A 17,075-nucleotide genomic window follows, 5' to 3' on the forward strand; every position below is an offset into this window, starting at 1 on the left:
CCCCCGGCCGGGACCCTGAACGCGGCCCGGCAGCCGTACCGTCTGGGAACTCCGGGCGCGGGCCTGCGCCTGTGCCTCCGCGTGCCGCCGGTCGAGGCTCGGATCGGGGGCGGGCGTCCGTGCATCCGGGGGATTCCGGGCACAGCACGTCGTTCGGGCCCAGTGGTGGTGGCGCGGTGCGGGGGCCCGGCTCCCGCCGTGACGCGGATCCTCGGGGGGAGGGTGGGCGGCGGCGGGTGAGGCGGCGGGCGGTGCGGGGCGCCGAGCCGTCGGGGCACTGGCTGATGCTGCTGGCCGGGGTGGCGCTGGTGGGGTGCGCGCTGACGCTCGACGGCTTCGTGAAGAACGTCGTCGGGGAGACCGGCCCGGCGCCCGGCGGCGGTGACCCGGCGGCCTGGCTGGAGCCGCTGCGCCAGGGCGGCCCGGTGCTCAACCTGACCCGCGACAGACCGTCCAGCGCCCGCCCGCGGCCCCGGACGGTGGCGCTGACGTTCGACGACGGGCCGGATCCCGCGTGGACGCCGCGCCTGCTCGACGTGCTGAAGGAGCACGACGCGAAGGCGACGTTCTTCGCGGTCGGCTCGAAGATCGCCGCCGACCCGGAGCTGACCCGCCGGATCGTGGCCGAGGGACACGAGCTCGGCAACCACACCTACACCCATCCCGACCTGGCCGCGGTCCCCGCCTGGCGGGCCGAGCTGGAGCTGAACCTCACCCAGAAGGCGCTGGCCGGGGCCACGGGCCTGCACACCACGCTGGCCCGCCCGCCCTACTCCTCCACCCCCGCCACCATCACCGGCGAGCAGTGGGACAGCCTCAGAATGCTCGGCCGCGAGGGCTACCTGGTCGCGCTGGCCGATCTCGACACGAAGGACTGGCGCAGGCCGGGCGCCGACGGCATCGTCCGGGCCGCGCTCCCGTCGGGGGGACGCGGGGCGGTGGTGATGATGCACGACTCCGGCGGCGACCGTGCCCAGACGGTCGAGGCCGTCGACCGGCTGCTCGATCGGCTGGACCGGGCGGGCTACCGTGCCGAGACGCTGACGTCCGCGCTCGGCATGCCGTCGGCGCACCGCCCGGCCGGGCAGTCGGAGCGGATCGCCGGCGCCGCGCTCGGCCTGGCGCAGCGGGGGGCGAACGCGTTCACGGCCGCGCTGTGGTGGGTGCTGCTCGCCACCGGGGTGCTGACGCTGGCCAGGCTGCTGCTCCTGGTGGTGCTGGCCCGGGTGCACGCCCGCCGCTCCCGGGGCGTCGGCCGCGACGGGTGGCAGGACCGGCCGCCCGGGGTGAGTGTGATCGTGCCCGCGTACAACGAGGAGGCGGGCATCGCGGCGACCGTGCGCTCGCTCGTGTCGACCGCCTACCCCGGCCCGGTGGAGGTGCTGGTGGTGGACGACGGGTCCACCGACCGCACCGCCGAGGCCGCCGCCGCGCCCCGGCTGCCGGGCGTACGGGTGATCAGGCAGGCCAACGGCGGCAAGGCGGCCGCGCTGAACACCGGCATCCGGCACGCCCGCCACGAGATCCTCGTCATGGTCGACGGCGACACGGTGTTCGAGCCCGGCACGATCGGGCATCTGGTGCGCCGGCTCGCCGATCCCCGGGTGGGCGCGGTGAGCGGCAACACCAAGGTGGGCAACCGGCGCGGGCTCATCGGCCGCTGGCAGCACATCGAGTACGTGATCGGCTTCAACCTGGACCGGCGCGCGTTCGAGCTGCTCGACTGCATGCCGACGGTGCCGGGGGCGGTGGGCGCGTTCCGGCGGGCCGCGCTGGTCGCGCTCGGCGGGGTGAGCACCGACACGCTGGCCGAGGACACGGACCTGACGATGGCGCTGTGCCGGGCGGGCTGGCGGGTGGTGTACGAGGAGCGCGCGCTGGCGTGGACGGAGGCGCCCGCGAGCCTGGGTCAGCTCTGGCGGCAGCGTTACCGCTGGTGCTACGGCACGATGCAGGCGATGTGGAAGCACCGCCGCGCCGTGGTCGAGCCCGGCCCGTTCGGCCGTCGCTGCCTGGGTTATCTGGCGCTGTTCCAGGTGCTGCTGCCGCTGCTGGCGCCGGTGGTCGACCTGATGGCCGTCTACCACTCGGTGGTCGGCGACCCGCTGCCCGCGGTGGCGGTGTGGGCGGGGTTCGTGCTGGTGCAGGCGGCGGCCGGCTGGTACGCGCTGCGCCTGGACGGGGAGCGGGTGGCGGCGCTGTGGGTGCTGCCGCTGCAGCAGTTCGTGTACCGGCAGCTCATGTATCTGGTGGTGTTCCAGTCAGTGGCGACGGCTCTGCTGGGGGTGCGGCTGGGCTGGCACACGGTGCGCAGGCAGGGCATCTTCGCGGCCCGCTGACAGGCCGCGAACCCGGCGGGACCGGGCGTGATAGGGCATGGGCGGCAGATTTTACTCAGACCCGCGCATCCCCATGCCCACAGGGGATCCAGCGTGCCCAACCCCCACCAAGCCAGGCAAAATCCGATATGTCATACTTGCAATATTTTTATCCACATATATACCTTTTGGGCATTCGCGGTGACTGCCACATCGTCGCCGCTTCGATTGACCGGACCGTGCGTTCGTCCTGACGGATCCCCCTCCCGCCAGGGCGGCGCACGGCCGCCGAGTCCGCGACACGCGGAGCCGGGGACCCACTTCTCTGGGGTGAATCGGACGCCAAAGTCCGTAGGGGACTTCCAACCCCGAACCCGTCAGCTAACCCGGTAGGCGGCATGGAAGCAAGGAGTCATCCCGTATGCCCAAGCCTCGGCTTGCCGCAGCTCTGCGGTACCGTCCCAGCAACCGCCTCGCCTACGCCGCCGCCGCCGCGCTGCTGGCCGGCACCACCGCCGTCGCCAGCGTGACCGGCACCGCCATCGCGGCCACGTCCGGCCACGCCGGCTACGCCGCCTCCCCCGTCGACCCGAACCCGGCCGCCGCCCCGCAGGGGGCCGCGACGCTCACGTACGGCCAGGACGTCTCCAACTACCAGCCGAACCACGACTGGGCGACGAGCCCGGCGGAGTTCGGCATCATCAAGGCCACCGAGGGCACGAGCTTCCGCGACCGGGCCTTCGCCCGGCACTGGCAGGAGCTCGACAAGAAGGGCATCGTACGCGGCGCGTACCACTACGGGCACCCGCGCAACAACCCGATCGCCGAGGCCGAGCACTTCCTGTCGGCCGTCGACTCCCAGCCCGGCAAGCCCGGTGACCTGCTGGTGCTCGACCTGGAGACGACCGACGGCCGGTCCGTCGCCGAGGTGAACGCCTGGGCCAAGGCCTGGCTGTCGCACGTCGAGAAGAAGACGGGGGTCAAGCCGATGTTCTACAGCGGCTGGCACTTCGCCGACACCTACGGCGCGGGGCTGGCGGAGTACCCGCTCTGGGTGGCCCACTACAGCAAGCCCCAGGGCCAGGTCACCCCGCCGGCCGACTGGAAGTCCTGGACCATCCACCAGTACTCCGACTCGCCCATCGACCAGAACGTCTCCGCGCTGACGCCCGACCAGCTCCGCGCCCTGGGCCGCCCGGTCTGACCCCCGCGGGCCACCCGGCGGGGGTCAGGACCCGTGGAACCGGAGTCCCCGGTCCTCCAGCCGCCGGCGCAGGCCGTCCGGGTCGGTCACGGAGGTCTCCGGCAGCAGGTAGAACTCCTCCAGGATCGCCCGGGCGGCCTCGTCGTCGGGCACGGCCGCGTCCCAGACGACCTCGTCCCCCGTCGCGGTGACCTCGAAGGAGAAGAACGCGCAGCACGCCTTCTCCCGGGCGGCGAGGTCCCGTACCCATTCCTCCAGCCCGTCCTCGGCGCGCAGCCGGAACCGGATGCCCTCCCCGGTCCGCTCCCTGCCGGTGAGCGCCCGGCCGAACAGCCGCCCGTACTCGGCGAGCCGCTCCTCGGGGGTGTCGCGGGCGGTGGTCATGTCGCACACGATCAGTGGATCGTCCATGATGTGCTCTCCTTCCGTCTCTCCCGGAGCGTAAAGTCTGGACTTAGGTCCAGAGTCAAGGGAGAGCGGCGTGAAGATCGGCGAGGTGGCCCGCGCGGCCGGGGTCAGCGTGGACACGGTCCGCTTCTACGAGCGCCGCGGCGTGCTGCCCGAGGCCGGGCGCAGGCCGTCGGGCTACCGCGAGTTCGACGAGTCCGCGGTCGCCAGGATCCGCGCGGCCAAGGCCCTGCGGGAGCTGGGCTTCACGCTGGACGAGGTGGCCGGGGCCCTGCGCTCCCACGACGCGGGCGGCGCGACGTGCGCGAGCGAGCGGTGGCGGCTGGAGGCGGTGGTGGGCCGCCTCGACGCCAAGATCGCCGAGCTGGCCCGGGCCCGCGACCTCGCCGCCCGCAGCCTCACCGACTGCCGATCCGGCGACTGCCGCTTCCCCACCGGGCTGTCCCTGTAGTTCCCGGGCCGGCGTCGTCAGTGGTGGTACTCGTGGATCACGGCGTGACCGCCGCCGCGGCCGATGAGCCACTTGTTGACCGGCGTCGTCACCAGGAAGGCCACGAGGAACGCCACGGCCAGCGACCCCCAGAACAGTCCCGAGGTGAGTCCGGCCTCCATCGCGCCGGGGATGACCACGATGACGGCGTTGTCGACGATCTCCATCACGATGATCGACACGGTGTCGGCGGCGAGCGCCAGCTTGACGGCCCTGCCCCAGTTCACCCCGGCCCGGCGCAGCGGCAGCAGGGTCAGCAGGTAGCCGAAGAAGAACGCCAGCACGATGGCCAGCGCGATGGACGGCATGACGGCCCAGCCCAGCGCGGTGGCGATCACCAGGCCGAGCACCTCGCCGATGGCGCAGCCGGTGAGGCAGTGCAGCGTCGCCGAGACGGCCATCCCCCAGGTCGCCCCCTGGCGGGTCCCGTGGCCGCCTGGTTCCGAAGGGTGTGAGTGGTGCGCGGACACGTGCCCGCCCTACTGCTCGACCCGATCGGCCTCGTCCTTGGTCTTGTGGACGGCGCCGTCGGCGTGCTCGGGCGGACCGTACACCGTGTAGAGGACAAGCGGGTCCGGGCCGGTGGCGACGAAGTTGTGCAGGGCGCCCGCGGGAACGGCGACGAGGTCTCCCGGCTTCACCGGACGGGTCTCGCCGGCGACCCGGGCTTCTCCGGCGCCCGAGACGAACACGAGCAGCTGGTCGGTGTCCTCGTGCACCTCCTCGCCGATCTCCCCGCCCGGCGGGATCGTCATGGTGACGACCTGCGTCTTCGTTCCGGTCCACAGCACCCGGCGGAAGTCGTCGCTCTCCTCGGCCTCGGTCGCGATCGCGAAATGGTGCACGGTCGGCTCCTGTATCTCGCGGTTCAGGCTGCGTATGACTCTTGCCAGGACGAACGCTGACATAAACCTCAAAGTCGGCCCGGCGGCTCGCGCTACCCGCTCCGCGAGCCGCCGGGCCTTCCACGACGGGCCTCAGCCCCTGACGGTGACCGTCAGGTCACCGGTGACGGGCGCACCTCCCTGCGTGCGCACCGTCAGCGTGCCGGTGTACGTGCCGGGCCGGCTGAACGTCCTGGCCGAGGTCACGGTGAACGCGGCGTTGATCCGCATGCCGGGGATGCTTCCCTCCCTGGCGGTGGCCGGGGTCACCGGTTCCTCGGTGCCGTCGCTCCAGGTGACGACCGCCTCGAGGCCGGCGGCGGTGTGGCCGGGCGCGGTGAGGGTCCACGACGCGCCGGTAGGCATGCCGGCCCGGGCGTTCACCGAAGTGCCGAGGATCTCCAGCCGCCAGGGCACGTCGGCGGTCGGGAAGAAGTTCGTGCCCTGCACGGTCAGCCTGCCGCCGATCGCCGACAGGCGGTTCTTGAAGTCGGCGTAGTCCCGCTGGTCCTGAGGCGTCCATCCGACCTCGGCGGTGGCGATCAGCCGCGGGTAGGCGTAGTACTGCGCCTGCTCGACGCGGCGGATGAACTCGCCCCACACCGCCGCCTCCACGCCGAGCACGCTGCTCTCCTGGATGCCGGGGATGTACGTGCCGGGGTTCCAGTTGTAGTGACGGTCCAGGCCGCACGGCCCGCCGCACGCCCACGTGCCGCCGTCGGGCTGGCGCGAGTCCTGCTTCTGCGGCGCGTACGCGTGCGGGGCCGGGGAGAGGACGACGTCGGCGCCGCGGCCGTTCACGGCGGCGGCCACGGCGTTGCGGTCACCGTTCCAGAACTGCACCACCGCGTTGTCCCGCGGCAGCGCGGTGCCGGCGTACTCGTTCCAGCCGACGACGGTCTTGCCCAGGGCGCGCACGTCCTCGGTGAAGGCGTCGACCATCTTGACGTAGTCCTGGTGGCTGGTCACGAACGCCTCGTCGCCGCCGATGTGCAGGTAGGGGCCCGGGGTCATGGCGGCGATCTCGGTCAGCACGTGCCGGGCGAACTCGTACGTGGTCGTGCTGTGCGCGTCCAGCGAGGAGTAGCCGACCGAGCCGGTGCCATTGTGCGGGACGGTGGTCTCGCCCGGCTTGAGCTGCGGCCGCGCGCCCGGGGTGTTGAGCTGCGGGATGGAGTGCAGCGCCGAGTTGACGTGGCCGGGCAGGTCGATCTCGGGGATGACGGTCATCCCGTTCTCGCCCGCGTACCGGACGATCTCGGCGTAGTCGGCCTTGGTGTAGAAGCCGGTGATGCCGGGCTCGGTGCCCCGCTCGGTCATCGCGGTGCCGCCGCCGACCGCGGTGAGCAGGCCGTAGTCGATGCCGGACGGGTTGGCCGCCGGGTCGTCCACGGCGATGCGCCAGCCCTGGTCGTCGGTGAGGTGCAGGTGCAGCCGGTTGATCTTGAACTGGGCGGCGGCGTCGATGTAGGCCTTGACCTCGTCCACCGGGTAGAAGCTGCGGGCGACGTCGAGCATCATGCCGCGGTGCGCGAAGCGCGGGTAGTCGGTGATCTCCACGGCGGGCACCGTCCACCTGGCGTCGACGACCTCGCGCGCCTCGACCCACTGCGGGAAGAGCTGGCGGAGCGTCCGGACGCCGTTCAGCGCGCCGTTCGGGGTGGCGGCGCGGACGCGCACCTCTGCGGCGGTGACCGACAGCGTGTAGCCCTCGGCCTCGTGGCCTTCGGGTCCCTTGCCCGTACCGACCTCGATGACGATCGGCGCCGGGCCGCTGCCCTGGGCCGCGACCGTCAGCCGGTGGCCGGTGGCCTGGCGCAGCAGGCGGGCCAGCTGCTCCGCGGGCGCCTGGGCGCCGTCGCCGGTGGCCAGGATGCGGGTGTTGCGGTGCAGGGTGAACGGGGCGCCGCCGGTCTCGGTGAGCGACACCGGCTTGGGCACCAGGCCGAGCGTGGGCTCGGGGGCGGCGGGCGGCCCGTCCCAGATCTCGAACTCCGAGATCGAGTAGCCGTAGGCCGCCCAGCGCTGGCGTCCCTGCATCCGTACGTACGAGACCGGCCCGGCGGAGCGGACGTCGATCACGTCGGTGCGGGGGCAGGTGTCGCGCTGGAGGGACGCGACGTCCGTCCAGGCCTGACCATCGGCCGAGGTCTGCAGGACGAAGTCGCGGGCGCAGGCGTTCGGCCAGGTGAGGGTCACGTGGTCGACCTTCGCCGGGGCGGCGAGCTGGACCTGGACCCAGTTGTCGTCCTGGTACTTCGACGACCAGCGGGTGGCGGTGTCGCCGTCGTTGACGTGCGCGGCCACGAAATCGGCGCGGTCCAGCTCGACGCTGGAGGCGGTGGCGGTGCCGGCGAGCGCGAGGTTGACGGGCCCGGCGGCGGCCTGGGCCGGCGCGGGGGCGGTGAGTGCGGGGCTGAGGAGCGCGGCGGTCACTAAGGCCACGAGGGAGCGGCGCATGGGACTCCTTATGGAGGCGCGGTGGTCATCGCACAGTGTGTTCATCCTGTTGAATAACGTCAAGACAACGGATAAAATTAACGCCAACTTGCAGGTCATCCCTCTTGCGGTTGCCGATGACCGCCCTTTAACGTAAACCCCCAGGAAAAAATGAGCGATCGGAGTACGGGTGACCAGTCCACGCAACGTCCTGTTCCTGATGACGGACCAGCATCGGGTGGACACGCTCGGCTGCTACGGCAACCCGGAGGTCCGCACGCCCGCGCTGGACGGCCTGGCGGCGGAGGGCACGCGCTTCGACCGGTTCTACACGCCGACCGCCATCTGCACCCCGGCCCGGGCCTCGCTCTTCACCGGCCTGCACCCGTTCCGGCACGGCCTGCTCGTCAACCCCGAGCGCAACGGCGGCGGACGTGACGAGGTCGCCGCCGGTCAGCCGGTCATGGCCGAGCCGCTGCTGGCCGCCGGCTACAACATGGGCCACGTCGGCAAGTGGCACATCGGCCGCGAACGCGGCCCCGAGTTCTACGGCATGGACGGCGAGCACCTGCCGGGCGCGCTGAACCCGTTCCACCACCCCTCCTACCAGAACTGGCTGAAGGAGCACGGCCATCCCCCGTTCGCGGTGGAGCGGCCCGTCTTCGGCGCGGCCCAGAACGGCACCGGCCGCGGCCACCTGATCGCCGGCCGGCTCAAGCAGCCCGCGGCGGCCACGGTCGAGTCCTTCCTCGCCGAGCGCACGCTGGAGCTGCTGGAGCGCTACGCCGGCGACTTCCACCGCGCCGGCAGGCCGTTCGTGCTGTCCTGTCACTGGTACGGGCCGCATTTGCCCTACCTGATCCCGGACGAGTACTACGACATGTACGACCCGGCGCGGGTGCCGCTGCCGGAGTCCATGGCCGAGACCTTCGACGGCAAGCCCGAGGTGCAGCGCCGCTACTCCGAGTACTGGTCGGCCGACCACTTCGACGCCGACGCCTGGCGCGGGCTGATCGCCGCCTACTGGGGCTACGTGTCGCTGATCGACGCCCAGGTCGGACGCCTGCTGACCGCCCTGCGCGAGCTGGGCCTGTGGGACGACACGGCGGTGATCTTCACGGCCGACCACGGCGAGTTCACCGGCGCGCACCGGCTCAACGACAAGGGCCCCGCCATGTACGAGGACATCTACCGCATCCCGGGCATTGTCCGGGTGCCGGGCGCACGGGCGCGGACCGTGGACGCCTTCGCCACCCTGATCGACCTCAACCCCACGATCCTCGACCTCGCCGGGCTGCCGCCCCAGGAGCCGTGCGACGGCGAGAGCCTGCTCCCGCTGATCGACGGCGAGCCGTCCGAGGGCCGCGACTCGGTGGTCGCCGAGTTCCACGGCCACCACTTCCCCTACTCCCAGCGCATGATCCGGGACCACCGCCACAAGCTGGTGTTCAACCCCGAAGGCGTGCATGAGCTGTACGACCTGGACAGCGACCCGCACGAGCTGCGCAACGTCTACGCCGTGCCCGCCTACGCGGCGGTCCGGCGTGACATGACCGTGCGGCTCTACCGCGAACTGCTGCGTCGCGGCGATCCCGCGTACACCTGGATGAGCTATATGGCCGACATCGGCGACGGCCGGGCCCCCGACGTCGACGGCGTCGCTGACGAGGTGGCCTGATGCCGCCTCGTCCCCCACTCGTGAACCCAGAAAGGACCTCCCGATGAGGCGTCCTCGCATATTGGCCGCCGCTCTCGCGGCCATGGCCATCCTGCTGCCCGTCACCGCGTGCGGCTCCTCCTCCTCTTCCTCGGAGGAGGGCGGCGCCGAGCCCACGAAGGTGCGCTTCGGCTACATCGCCGACTTCGCCGGCGCGGCGGTGCTCGCCGCCGCCGACAAGCAAGGCCTGTGGGCCAAGCAGGGCCTGGAGCCCGAGCTGAAGGTGTTCACCAACGGCCCGCTGCAGATCCAGGCGCTCGGCTCCGGCGACATCGACTTCGGCTACATCGGCTCCGGCGCCACCTGGCTGCCCGCCAGCGGCAAGGCCAAGATCATCGCGCCGAACATGCTGGGCATGGCCGACCGCGTGATCGTCCACCCGGACTCCGGCATCTCCTCGGTCGCCGACCTCAAGGGCAAGAAGATCGGCGTGCCCGAGGGCACCTCCGGCGACATGATCCTCGAACTGGCGCTGAAGCAGGCCGGGCTGACCGGCAAGGACGTGCAGAAGGTCAACATGGACCCGAGCACGGTCGTGACCGCCTTCAGCGGCAAGCAGATCGAGGCGGCGGCCATCTGGTACCCGCTGATCGACACCATCAAGAAGAACGTGCCCGACCTGGTGGAGCTGACCAAGAGCGAGGACTACTACCCCGCGCTCAGCTTCCCCAGCTCCTTCGTGGCCCGCAACGAGCTGGTCGCCGAGGACGCCGCGACCGTCACCAAGGTGCTCAAGGTGCTGCAGGAGGGCAACGACTGGGTCGCGAACAACACGGCCGAGGCCGAGACGCTGACGGCCACGTTCCTCAAGGCGCCCGAGGAGCAGTTCAAGGGCGCCTCGGCGGTGACGAAGATCGTGCCGACGGCTGAGCTGCGGAAGCTGGCCGAGGACGGCTCGGTGGCCGGGTGGTACAAGGGCCTGGCCGACATCTTCGTCACGATGGGCAAGCTGACCGAGTCACCCGACCCCGCCACGTACTTCACCGCCGACCTGTACAAGTCGGCCGCGGCGGGCTGATTTTCCGCGAGAAGATGACAGATATCCGTCGCCCACCATCATGGTGCCATGTCGACCCCCACTGACGCGCTGCAGCGGCTGCGGCGGGTGCACGAGGACGCCGTGCTGTCCGCGCTGCGCTCGGCGGGCGCCCTGAGCCGCGCCCAGCTCACCGAGCGCACCGGCCTGTCCCGCACGACCTTGTTCGCCATCATCTCCGACCTCATGGAACGGGACGCGGTGATCGAGACCGAGGCGGTGCCGGCCGAGCCGCGCGGCCGCGGCAGACCCGCCGCGCTGGTCTCGCTCAACCCGGCCGCCGGCCTGCTCCTGGGCCTCGACCTGGGGCGGGGCCGGGTACGGCTGGCCGTGGCCAACGCCGCGCACCAGGTCGTGGTCACCGCCTCGGCCGGGCTCCGCGAGGACGCCGCCCCGGCGGAACAGGCGGAGGCGGCGGTGCGGCTGGTCCGCGAGGTCGCCGCGGAGCGCGGGATCGGCCTGGGCGCCCTGGAAGCGGTCGGGCTGGGCCTGGTCGGCGTGCTCGACGAGCACGTCCCCACCGGCCCCACCGACCCCACCGGCCCGGCCGGATCCGCCGACACACCACCCTGGCCGGCCGGATCCGCGGACGCGCTGACCGACCCCGCGGACGGGCTGTTCGCGGGGCCCGGTGGGCGGGCCGGGCTGCCGGAGGGCGTGCCCGCGCGCTACCTGCCGCTCGCCCTGCGCGTCGCCGAGGAGTTCGGCGTGCGGGTGGCGGTCGACAACAACGCCAGGCTGGCGGCCCTGGCCGAGGCCACCTGGGGTGTCGCCAGGCAGGTCCGGGACATGGTGTACGTGCGCTGGTCCGTCGGCGTGGGCGGCGGGTTCCTCGCCGGCGGCAGGCTGCTGCGCGGCGCGCACGGCGCGGGCGGCGAGCTGGGACACGTCTCGCTCGACCCCGAGGGCCCGCCCTGCCACTGCGGCGGCCGCGGCTGCCTGGAGGGCCGCATCGGTGGTCAGCGCCTGCTGGCCGCCTGCGCCGAGGAGGGCGTGCCGCTGGCGGGCCTGGACGAGCTCGTCACCGCCGCCCAGGACCGGGTGCCCGCGGTGTGCGAGGTGGTCGCCTCGGCCGCGTCCGACCTGGGCCGGGTGCTGGCCGGCACGGTCACCCAGCTCGACCCTGCCTTGGTCGTGGTGGGCGGCGAGCTGGCGGCGCTGGGCAGCCTGGTCCTCGACCCGATCCGGGAGGCGATCTCCGGGCACGCGCTGCCCCGGTCGCACCGGCAGATCGAGGTCACCCAGGCCGATCTCGGCGTGAACGCCTCGGCGATGGGCGCGATCGCGCTCCTGCTGCACGAGGAGCCGTCGATCCCGGCCCATCTCCGTCCCGCACTACGGTAATTTGTCCGAAACCTCACCATAAAGCCCAATTTTTCAGGACACTGCGGGCTGGTGCGCCATCGAAGAGGATCTCCACTGAGCCATGAAGAGACCCAGAACATGACCGCCGTGAGCGTGACCGAGTCTCCCCCCGGCCGGCGCATCCGGCGACCGGGCCGTACCCTCGTCCTGAACGTGGCCGCCGTCCTGGCGGGCCTGGGTGCGTGGACGGCGCTGTCGATGTCCGGCATCACGGGCCTGACCGGCCCCGTCGAGGTGGCCGCGCGCGGGTTCGACCTGATCGCCGACGGCACCCTGACCGGCGACATGCTGGCCAGCCTGCGCCGCGTGTTCACCGGCTTCGCGCTGGGCACCCTGCTCGCCATCCCGGTCGGCTTCCTGATGGGCTGGTACGCGACCGCGCGCGCCCTGATCGAGCCGTACGTGCAGTTCTTCCGTACGATCCCGCCCCTGGCGATCATCCCGCTGGCCATCCTGCTGATGGGCATCGGCGAGACGCCGAAGGTGTTCGTCATCTTCCTGGCGGCGTTCCTGTCGAGCGTGGTCTCGACCTTCCAGGGCGTGCTGGACGTGGACAAGACGCTCATCAACGCGGCCCGGGTGCTCGGCGCGTCGGACCGGACCATCTTCCTGAAGGTCGTGGTGCCGGCCTCGACGCCGTTCATCATCGTGGGCATGCGGATCGGCCTGGGCGCGGCCTGGGGGACGCTGGTCGCGGCCGAGCTGATCGCCGCCCAGGAGGGCCTGGGCTACCGGATGCAGCAGGCGCAGCTCTACTACGACCTGCCCACGATCTTCGTGGGACTGATCAGCATCGGCGTGCTCGGCCTGATCATGGACCGGCTGCTGCTGCTGGCCGAGCGCCGATTCACCGGATGGCAGGAACGCCGATGACCACCAAGATCTCCTTCCAGGGCGTGTCCAAGACGTTCGAGCTCAAGGGCGACCCGTTCCTCGCCCTCGACCGCGTCGACCTGGACATCGCCGACCGCGAGTTCGTCACCGTCGTCGGCCCTTCGGGGTGCGGCAAGAGCACGCTGATGGGCATGGCGGCGGGGCTGGTCGAACCCGGGACGGGCCGGATCCTGCTGGACGGCGCGCCGGTGACCGGGCCGGGCCCGGACCGCGGGGTGATCTTCCAGCAGTACGCGCTGTTCCCGTGGCTGACCGTGCGCAAGAACGTCGAGTTCGGGCTCAAGCTCCAGCCGATCTCCGCCGAGGAGCGCAGCCGCCGCGCCCAGCACGCGATCGACCTGGTGGGGCTGACGGACTTCGCCGACGCGCTGCCCAAGACGCTGTCGGGCGGGATGAAGCAGCGCTGCGCGATCGCCCGCGCCTACGCGGTCGGGCCGCAGGTGTTGCTCATGGACGAGCCGTTCGGCGCGCTGGACGCGCTCACCCGGGTGCAGTTGCAGGATCAGCTGCTGGACACGTGGAGCCGGGAGCGGCGCACGGTCATGTTCATCACGCATGACGTGGACGAGGCGGTCTACCTGGCGAACCGGGTCATCGTCATGGCGGCGCGGCCGGGCCGCATCCACCGGATCATCGACGTGGACCTGCCGTACCCGCGCACCGAGGAGGTGCGGCTGTCGCCGGAGTTCTCCAGGATCCGCAACGAGGTCTGGCACTCGGTCTACCACCAGGCCCCCGCTGCCTGAACCCGCCGTCCGGTAAGCCCGCCGCCGACGGCGGGCTTACCGCATCGGCCGTCAGCCGCCCGCTTCGGAATCGGCCGCGTGCAGGAACGGCGCCAGCAGGCCCCGGGCGGACTCCCAGGCGGTCTCCAGGTCGGTGCCGGACTCGATCAGCCGGGACCCGGCGAACACGATGGCGTTGATCATCTCCGCGGTCTCGGGCACCGTGGAGACGCCGAGGCGGCGCAGCGTCTCCACGAGCGGCTCCAGGAGCTGCTGGTGCATGGTGCGGCTCTGCTCGGCCACCGTGTCGCCGGGCGCGACCTCCGCGAGGACGGTGGCCAGCGCGTGCTCGCCCTCGGTGATGAGCTCGAAGTTGGTCCGTACGTAGGCGAGCACGCGGCCGGCGGGGGTCGCGGCGGCGTCCATCGCGGCGGCGACCCGGGCCGACCACCGGGGGAAGACGTCCTCCACCACCGCGTTGAGCAGGTCCTCCGGCGACTTGAAGTACTGGTAGAGGCTGGGCCGGGCCAGCCCGGCGCGCGCCGCCACCCGGGTCAGCGTGGGCGGCCGGCCCGTCTCGGCGAGGATCTCCCTGGCCGCGTCGAGCAGCGCCCGATGCTGGGCGGCCCGATGCTCGGCGACGGTCGACGCCCGGATGCGCGGCACGTGCCCTCCTCCACCGTGGTCGGCCTACTCTGACAGTCTCCCATCGACCATCGACAGGACGCGGTCGCAGTGGCCGAGCACATCGTGATCGTGGGTGACCATGATCGTCGCGACGGCGGACTCGTGCGTCTCGTGGGCGAGCAACGTGACGATGTCGTCGCTGCGGGCGCGGTCGAGCGCGGCGGTCGGCTCGTCCACCAGCAGCACCGCCGGGCGGGTGACGAGCGCGCGGGCGATGCCCACCCGCTGCCGTTCGCCGCCGGACAACTGGTGGGGCCGGTGTCCCGCGCGGTGGCCCATGCCGACCCGGTCGAGAAGCTCACGCGGATCGTGGCCCTCCCCCGCGCGCTTGCCCGCCACGTCGAGCGCGAAGCGGAGCTGGTCCAGCGCGGTGAGGGCCGGGATGAGGTTGCCGGACTGGAAGACGAACCCGATCCGTTCGCGGCGGTGGCGGGCCTTCTCGCGGCGGCTCGCCCGGGAGATGTCGACGCCGTCGAGCAGCACCCGGCCGCTGTCGGGCGTGGCGAGCGCGCCGGCGACGGCGAGCAGGCTCGACTTGCCGGAGCCCGAGGGTCCCACGATGGCGACGAACTCGCCGGACGCCACGTCGAGGTCGACGCCGTCGAGCGCGACGACCGTGCCGTCGCCGTCGCCGAGAGCCAGGGTGACGCCCTCCATCCGCAGGCCGCCGCGTTCCTCGGCGGCGGTCCGGCGGGAGTCCGGTCGTGGGGACGTGTGGCTGGTGGTCATCTCTGCCCTCCCAGGGCTGCGAGCGGGTCGACGCGGACGATGCGGCCCACGGCCGCCGCGGCCCCGGCCAGGCCGAGGCCGACGAGCAGCAGGGCGGCGGCGGCGAGCGGCTCCGCCTCCAGGGCGAACGGCATGGCGGTGGTGGTGAGCAGCGCGCCGCCGCCCACTCCCAGCAGGAAGCCCACGGCGGTGAACACGGTCAGGATGACGGTCGCCTGGATCATCGTGTCCCGCATGAGGTAGCCGGTCGAGGCGCCCATGGCCCGTACGACCGCGAGTTCGTGCTTGCGGTTGATCGTCCACACGGTGAAGAACGTTCCGACGACGAGCGCGGAGATGGCGTACAGGAAGACCTGGATGAGGACGAGCGTGGAGATCTCGGCGGTGTAGCCGGGGGAGGCTCCGAAGGAGTCCGCGAGCGTCATGCTCGTGGTGCCCGCCGCGGCGTCGCCGCCGGACAGGTCGATCTCGTTCCCGTCCCGGGCGCGCAGCGCGATGGCCGTGGCCTCCTCGTACGCCCCCTCACGGACCTCGTCATCCGGCCCGGCGCCCGCGTGCACCTGCTGCCAGCTGCGCAACGGCAGATACGCCACGTCGACGTGCCCGAAGGTGCGCTGGTCGCCGGTGGTGCCGACGACCTTGAGCCGGGTGCCAAGGCGGTCGATGACGACGGTGTCGCCGATGGCCACGCCGTCGTCCAGGACGGTCTGGCTGACCACGATCCCGTCGGGGTCGCCGAGTCCGGCGCCGTCGGAGACGCCGGGTGCGAGGAACGAGCCGGGGTCGACGCCGAACAGAGCCAGGTCGATCGGTGTCTGGGTGCCCGCGGTGGTGGTGACCTTGGCGTTGACCAGCACGTTGCCGAACGGGGCGGCGTCGGCGACGTCGTCGCGGCGCTTCCATGCCTCGGCCTGGTCCACCTGGACGGTGCTGCGTGAGAAGGCGGAGTCGGTCTTGGTGCCCTCCTCGAAGGCGAAGGCGGTGACGGGCAACCGCTGGAGCCCGGAGACGCCGTCGTTGACGAGGCCGGAGGACAGGCCGGACAGCAGCACGACGAGGATCGCTATGAGGGCGACGACCCCGCCCATCAGGCCGAAACGTGCGCGGGCGAAGACCAGCTCGCGCCAGGCCAGGAACATGGCACTCCTTCACAGGAAGGGATTTCACGGAACGGACGAGCGCCCTGACATGCCGACGCCACGTCGGCAAGATACCAACTACGCGTCGGGAAGGTGTAACGCCCCGGGTCCCCGTAGGGCTGAAGGTCCTTTTCGGATGGTCTTTGTCCTCTATCGGTGACCTGCCGTTACGCGATGGGGTGATACCGCAAGGAACGGCAGAAGGAGGCACGACATGAGACGCCGGAACGCGCCGGTCGCCATCGACCCCGCCGACGTTCGAGTCGAGACACGGGGCCCGGTCCGCCACGGGGCCGTCGAGCACGCCCGGCAGGCCGTCGCCGGGCTGGCCCTGCTGGCCCACGAGCCCGTGCTGTTCGCGCGGATCAAGCTGACCGCCCCCGGCGGGCCGGACGTGAAGCGCCCGTACACTGCGCAGGCCAACCTCGACGTCAACGGCCGCCTCATCCGCGCCCAGGCCGCGGGCCCGTCCATGTACCAGGCGCTCGACCTGCTGGAGGACCGGATCCGCACCCGGCTGCGGCGCACCGCCAGGCACTGGGAGGAGCTGAGGGGACGCTACTCTCCGGAACGGCGGGAGTCCTCGCTGCCGGTCCTGCCGCGCCCGCGGCGCGAGCCCGACGCCGAACGGGAGATCGTCCGGCACAAGACGCTGGGCGACTACCGGGCCACCCCGGAGGAGGCCGCCTTCGACATGGAGCAACTCGACTTCGGCTTCTACCTGTTCACCGAGGCCGGCACCGGCCAGGACAGCGTCCTGTACCGGGACGGCGACGGCTACCGGCTGGCCCAGGTGGACCCGCGCCCTGAGGCGCTCGGCGAGGTCGCGATACCGCTCCCGGTCGATCCCGGCCCGGCGCCCCGGCTCACCACCGCCGAGGCGGCGGACCGGCTGGAGGCCGGCGGGCGCGCGTTCGAGTTCTTCGCCGACGCGGAGACCGGCCGCGGCCGGCTGATCTACCACCGGTACGACGGCGGCTACGGGCTGATCACCATCGGCTGACGCCGCCGCCCGCGGACCGGCGCCGGGACCTCCGCCC

At 72.1% G+C, this 17,075-nt stretch carries 16 protein-coding genes and 1 riboswitch; of the genes, 9 read left to right on the forward strand and 7 right to left on the reverse strand.

The annotated features are described in order from the left end of the window. The first annotated feature begins 236 nt into the window (after positions 1 to 236). Both ACGFI7_RS26100 and ACGFI7_RS26105 read left to right on the forward strand, forming a co-directional pair. Entirely contained in the window at positions 237 to 2,339 is a 2,103-nt protein-coding gene (locus ACGFI7_RS26100; protein ID WP_393409173.1) for a bifunctional polysaccharide deacetylase/glycosyltransferase family 2 protein, read from the forward strand. A 255-nt stretch (positions 2,340 to 2,594) separates the two neighbouring features. After that, positions 2,595 to 2,729, forward strand: a riboswitch (cyclic di-AMP (ydaO/yuaA leader). A 10-nt stretch (positions 2,730 to 2,739) separates the two neighbouring features. After that, complete coding sequence (locus tag ACGFI7_RS26105) at positions 2,740 to 3,522, forward strand: glycoside hydrolase family 25 protein (protein ID WP_393409174.1); 783 nt, start codon at positions 2,740 to 2,742, stop codon at positions 3,520 to 3,522. Between the two features lie 24 nt (positions 3,523 to 3,546). Here the strand turns inward: ACGFI7_RS26105 and ACGFI7_RS26110 are convergent, their stop codons facing one another. Further along, the gene (locus ACGFI7_RS26110; RefSeq protein WP_393409175.1) at positions 3,547 to 3,933 is read right to left on the reverse strand and encodes a hypothetical protein; all 387 of its coding nucleotides are present in this window, start codon (positions 3,931 to 3,933) and stop codon (positions 3,547 to 3,549) included. A gap of 70 nt (positions 3,934 to 4,003) precedes the next feature. On the opposite strand from ACGFI7_RS26110, the gene ACGFI7_RS26115 reads away from it, so the two are divergent. Then, positions 4,004 to 4,381 (forward strand): MerR family transcriptional regulator, encoded by a 378-nt coding sequence (locus ACGFI7_RS26115; RefSeq protein WP_393409176.1) that lies wholly within the window; start codon positions 4,004 to 4,006, stop codon positions 4,379 to 4,381. A 17-nt stretch (positions 4,382 to 4,398) separates the two neighbouring features. Here the strand turns inward: ACGFI7_RS26115 and ACGFI7_RS26120 are convergent, their stop codons facing one another. The 3 genes from ACGFI7_RS26120 to ACGFI7_RS26130 all read right to left on the reverse strand — a co-directional run bounded on the left by ACGFI7_RS26120 (position 4,399) and on the right by ACGFI7_RS26130 (position 7,764). Then, positions 4,399 to 4,821 (reverse strand): DUF4396 domain-containing protein, encoded by a 423-nt coding sequence (locus tag ACGFI7_RS26120; RefSeq protein WP_393409178.1) that lies wholly within the window; start codon positions 4,819 to 4,821, stop codon positions 4,399 to 4,401. A 78-nt stretch (positions 4,822 to 4,899) separates the two neighbouring features. After that, entirely contained in the window at positions 4,900 to 5,265 is a 366-nt protein-coding gene (locus ACGFI7_RS26125) for a cupin domain-containing protein (RefSeq protein ID WP_393409179.1), read from the reverse strand. Positions 5,266 to 5,397: 132 nt separating this feature from the next. Then, the gene (locus ACGFI7_RS26130) at positions 5,398 to 7,764 is read right to left on the reverse strand and encodes a family 20 glycosylhydrolase (protein ID WP_393409180.1); all 2,367 of its coding nucleotides are present in this window, start codon (positions 7,762 to 7,764) and stop codon (positions 5,398 to 5,400) included. Positions 7,765 to 7,933: 169 nt separating this feature from the next. Between ACGFI7_RS26130 and ACGFI7_RS26135 the strand changes: the two genes are divergently transcribed. From ACGFI7_RS26135 to ACGFI7_RS26155, 5 genes are all read left to right on the forward strand, one after another. Then, positions 7,934 to 9,421: a sulfatase-like hydrolase/transferase gene (locus ACGFI7_RS26135; RefSeq protein ID WP_393409181.1), complete on the forward strand. Its 1,488-nt coding sequence runs from the start codon at positions 7,934 to 7,936 to the stop codon at positions 9,419 to 9,421. Between the two features lie 43 nt (positions 9,422 to 9,464). Further along, positions 9,465 to 10,478, forward strand: a complete 1,014-nt coding sequence (locus ACGFI7_RS26140; protein WP_393409182.1) for an aliphatic sulfonate ABC transporter substrate-binding protein — start codon at positions 9,465 to 9,467, stop codon at positions 10,476 to 10,478. Positions 10,479 to 10,526: 48 nt separating this feature from the next. Continuing rightward, a complete protein-coding gene (locus tag ACGFI7_RS26145; RefSeq protein ID WP_393409183.1) occupies positions 10,527 to 11,840 on the forward strand; it encodes an ROK family protein in 1,314 nt (437 codons plus the stop codon). A gap of 99 nt (positions 11,841 to 11,939) precedes the next feature. Continuing rightward, positions 11,940 to 12,734 carry an ABC transporter permease gene (locus ACGFI7_RS26150; RefSeq protein WP_393409184.1) on the forward strand — a complete coding sequence of 265 codons (795 nt, stop codon included), beginning with the start codon at positions 11,940 to 11,942 and terminating at the stop codon, positions 12,732 to 12,734. Continuing rightward, entirely contained in the window at positions 12,731 to 13,501 is a 771-nt protein-coding gene (locus ACGFI7_RS26155; RefSeq protein ID WP_393409185.1) for an ABC transporter ATP-binding protein, read from the forward strand. The genes ACGFI7_RS26150 and ACGFI7_RS26155 overlap by 4 nt, the downstream gene beginning before the upstream one ends. A gap of 51 nt (positions 13,502 to 13,552) precedes the next feature. Here the strand turns inward: ACGFI7_RS26155 and ACGFI7_RS26160 are convergent, their stop codons facing one another. The 3 genes from ACGFI7_RS26160 to ACGFI7_RS26170 are packed head-to-tail and all read right to left on the reverse strand — an operon-like array spanning position 13,553 to position 16,035. Further along, complete coding sequence (locus ACGFI7_RS26160) at positions 13,553 to 14,146, reverse strand: TetR/AcrR family transcriptional regulator (RefSeq protein ID WP_393409186.1); 594 nt, start codon at positions 14,144 to 14,146, stop codon at positions 13,553 to 13,555. 24 nt (positions 14,147 to 14,170) lie between these two features. Next, entirely contained in the window at positions 14,171 to 14,896 is a 726-nt protein-coding gene (locus ACGFI7_RS26165) for an ABC transporter ATP-binding protein (protein ID WP_393409187.1), read from the reverse strand. Continuing rightward, positions 14,893 to 16,035, reverse strand: a complete 1,143-nt coding sequence (locus ACGFI7_RS26170; RefSeq protein ID WP_393409188.1) for an FtsX-like permease family protein — start codon at positions 16,033 to 16,035, stop codon at positions 14,893 to 14,895. The genes ACGFI7_RS26165 and ACGFI7_RS26170 overlap by 4 nt, the downstream gene beginning before the upstream one ends. Positions 16,036 to 16,249: 214 nt before the next feature. Between ACGFI7_RS26170 and ACGFI7_RS26175 the strand changes: the two genes are divergently transcribed. Next, entirely contained in the window at positions 16,250 to 17,038 is a 789-nt protein-coding gene (locus tag ACGFI7_RS26175; RefSeq protein ID WP_393409190.1) for a sigma 54 modulation/S30EA ribosomal C-terminal domain-containing protein, read from the forward strand. Positions 17,039 to 17,075: the final 37 nt, after the last annotated feature.

It is taken from the genome of Nonomuraea sp. NPDC048826 (assembly GCF_043198225.1).
GTDB lineage: Bacteria > Actinomycetota > Actinomycetes > Streptosporangiales > Streptosporangiaceae > Nonomuraea.

Bases quoted from the DNA above. Each gene is read 5' to 3' on its own strand.
- ACGFI7_RS26105 (WP_393409174.1), top strand. From the start codon at position 2,740: ATGCCCAAGCCTCGGCTTGCCGCAGCTCTGCGGTACCGTCCCAGCAAC.
- ACGFI7_RS26110 (WP_393409175.1), bottom strand. From the start codon at position 3,933: ATGGACGATCCACTGATCGTGTGCGACATGACCACCGCCCGCGACACC.
- ACGFI7_RS26120 (WP_393409178.1), bottom strand. From the start codon at position 4,821: ATGGCCGTCTCGGCGACGCTGCACTGCCTCACCGGCTGCGCCATCGGC.
- ACGFI7_RS26130 (WP_393409180.1), bottom strand. From the start codon at position 7,764: ATGCGCCGCTCCCTCGTGGCCTTAGTGACCGCCGCGCTCCTCAGCCCC.
- ACGFI7_RS26140 (WP_393409182.1), top strand. From the start codon at position 9,465: ATGAGGCGTCCTCGCATATTGGCCGCCGCTCTCGCGGCCATGGCCATC.
- ACGFI7_RS26145 (WP_393409183.1), top strand. From the start codon at position 10,527: ATGTCGACCCCCACTGACGCGCTGCAGCGGCTGCGGCGGGTGCACGAG.
- ACGFI7_RS26150 (WP_393409184.1), top strand. From the start codon at position 11,940: ATGACCGCCGTGAGCGTGACCGAGTCTCCCCCCGGCCGGCGCATCCGG.
- ACGFI7_RS26155 (WP_393409185.1), top strand. From the start codon at position 12,731: ATGACCACCAAGATCTCCTTCCAGGGCGTGTCCAAGACGTTCGAGCTC.
- ACGFI7_RS26165 (WP_393409187.1), bottom strand. From the start codon at position 14,896: ATGACCACCAGCCACACGTCCCCACGACCGGACTCCCGCCGGACCGCC.
- ACGFI7_RS26170 (WP_393409188.1), bottom strand. From the start codon at position 16,035: ATGTTCCTGGCCTGGCGCGAGCTGGTCTTCGCCCGCGCACGTTTCGGC.
- ACGFI7_RS26175 (WP_393409190.1), top strand. From the start codon at position 16,250: ATGAGACGCCGGAACGCGCCGGTCGCCATCGACCCCGCCGACGTTCGA.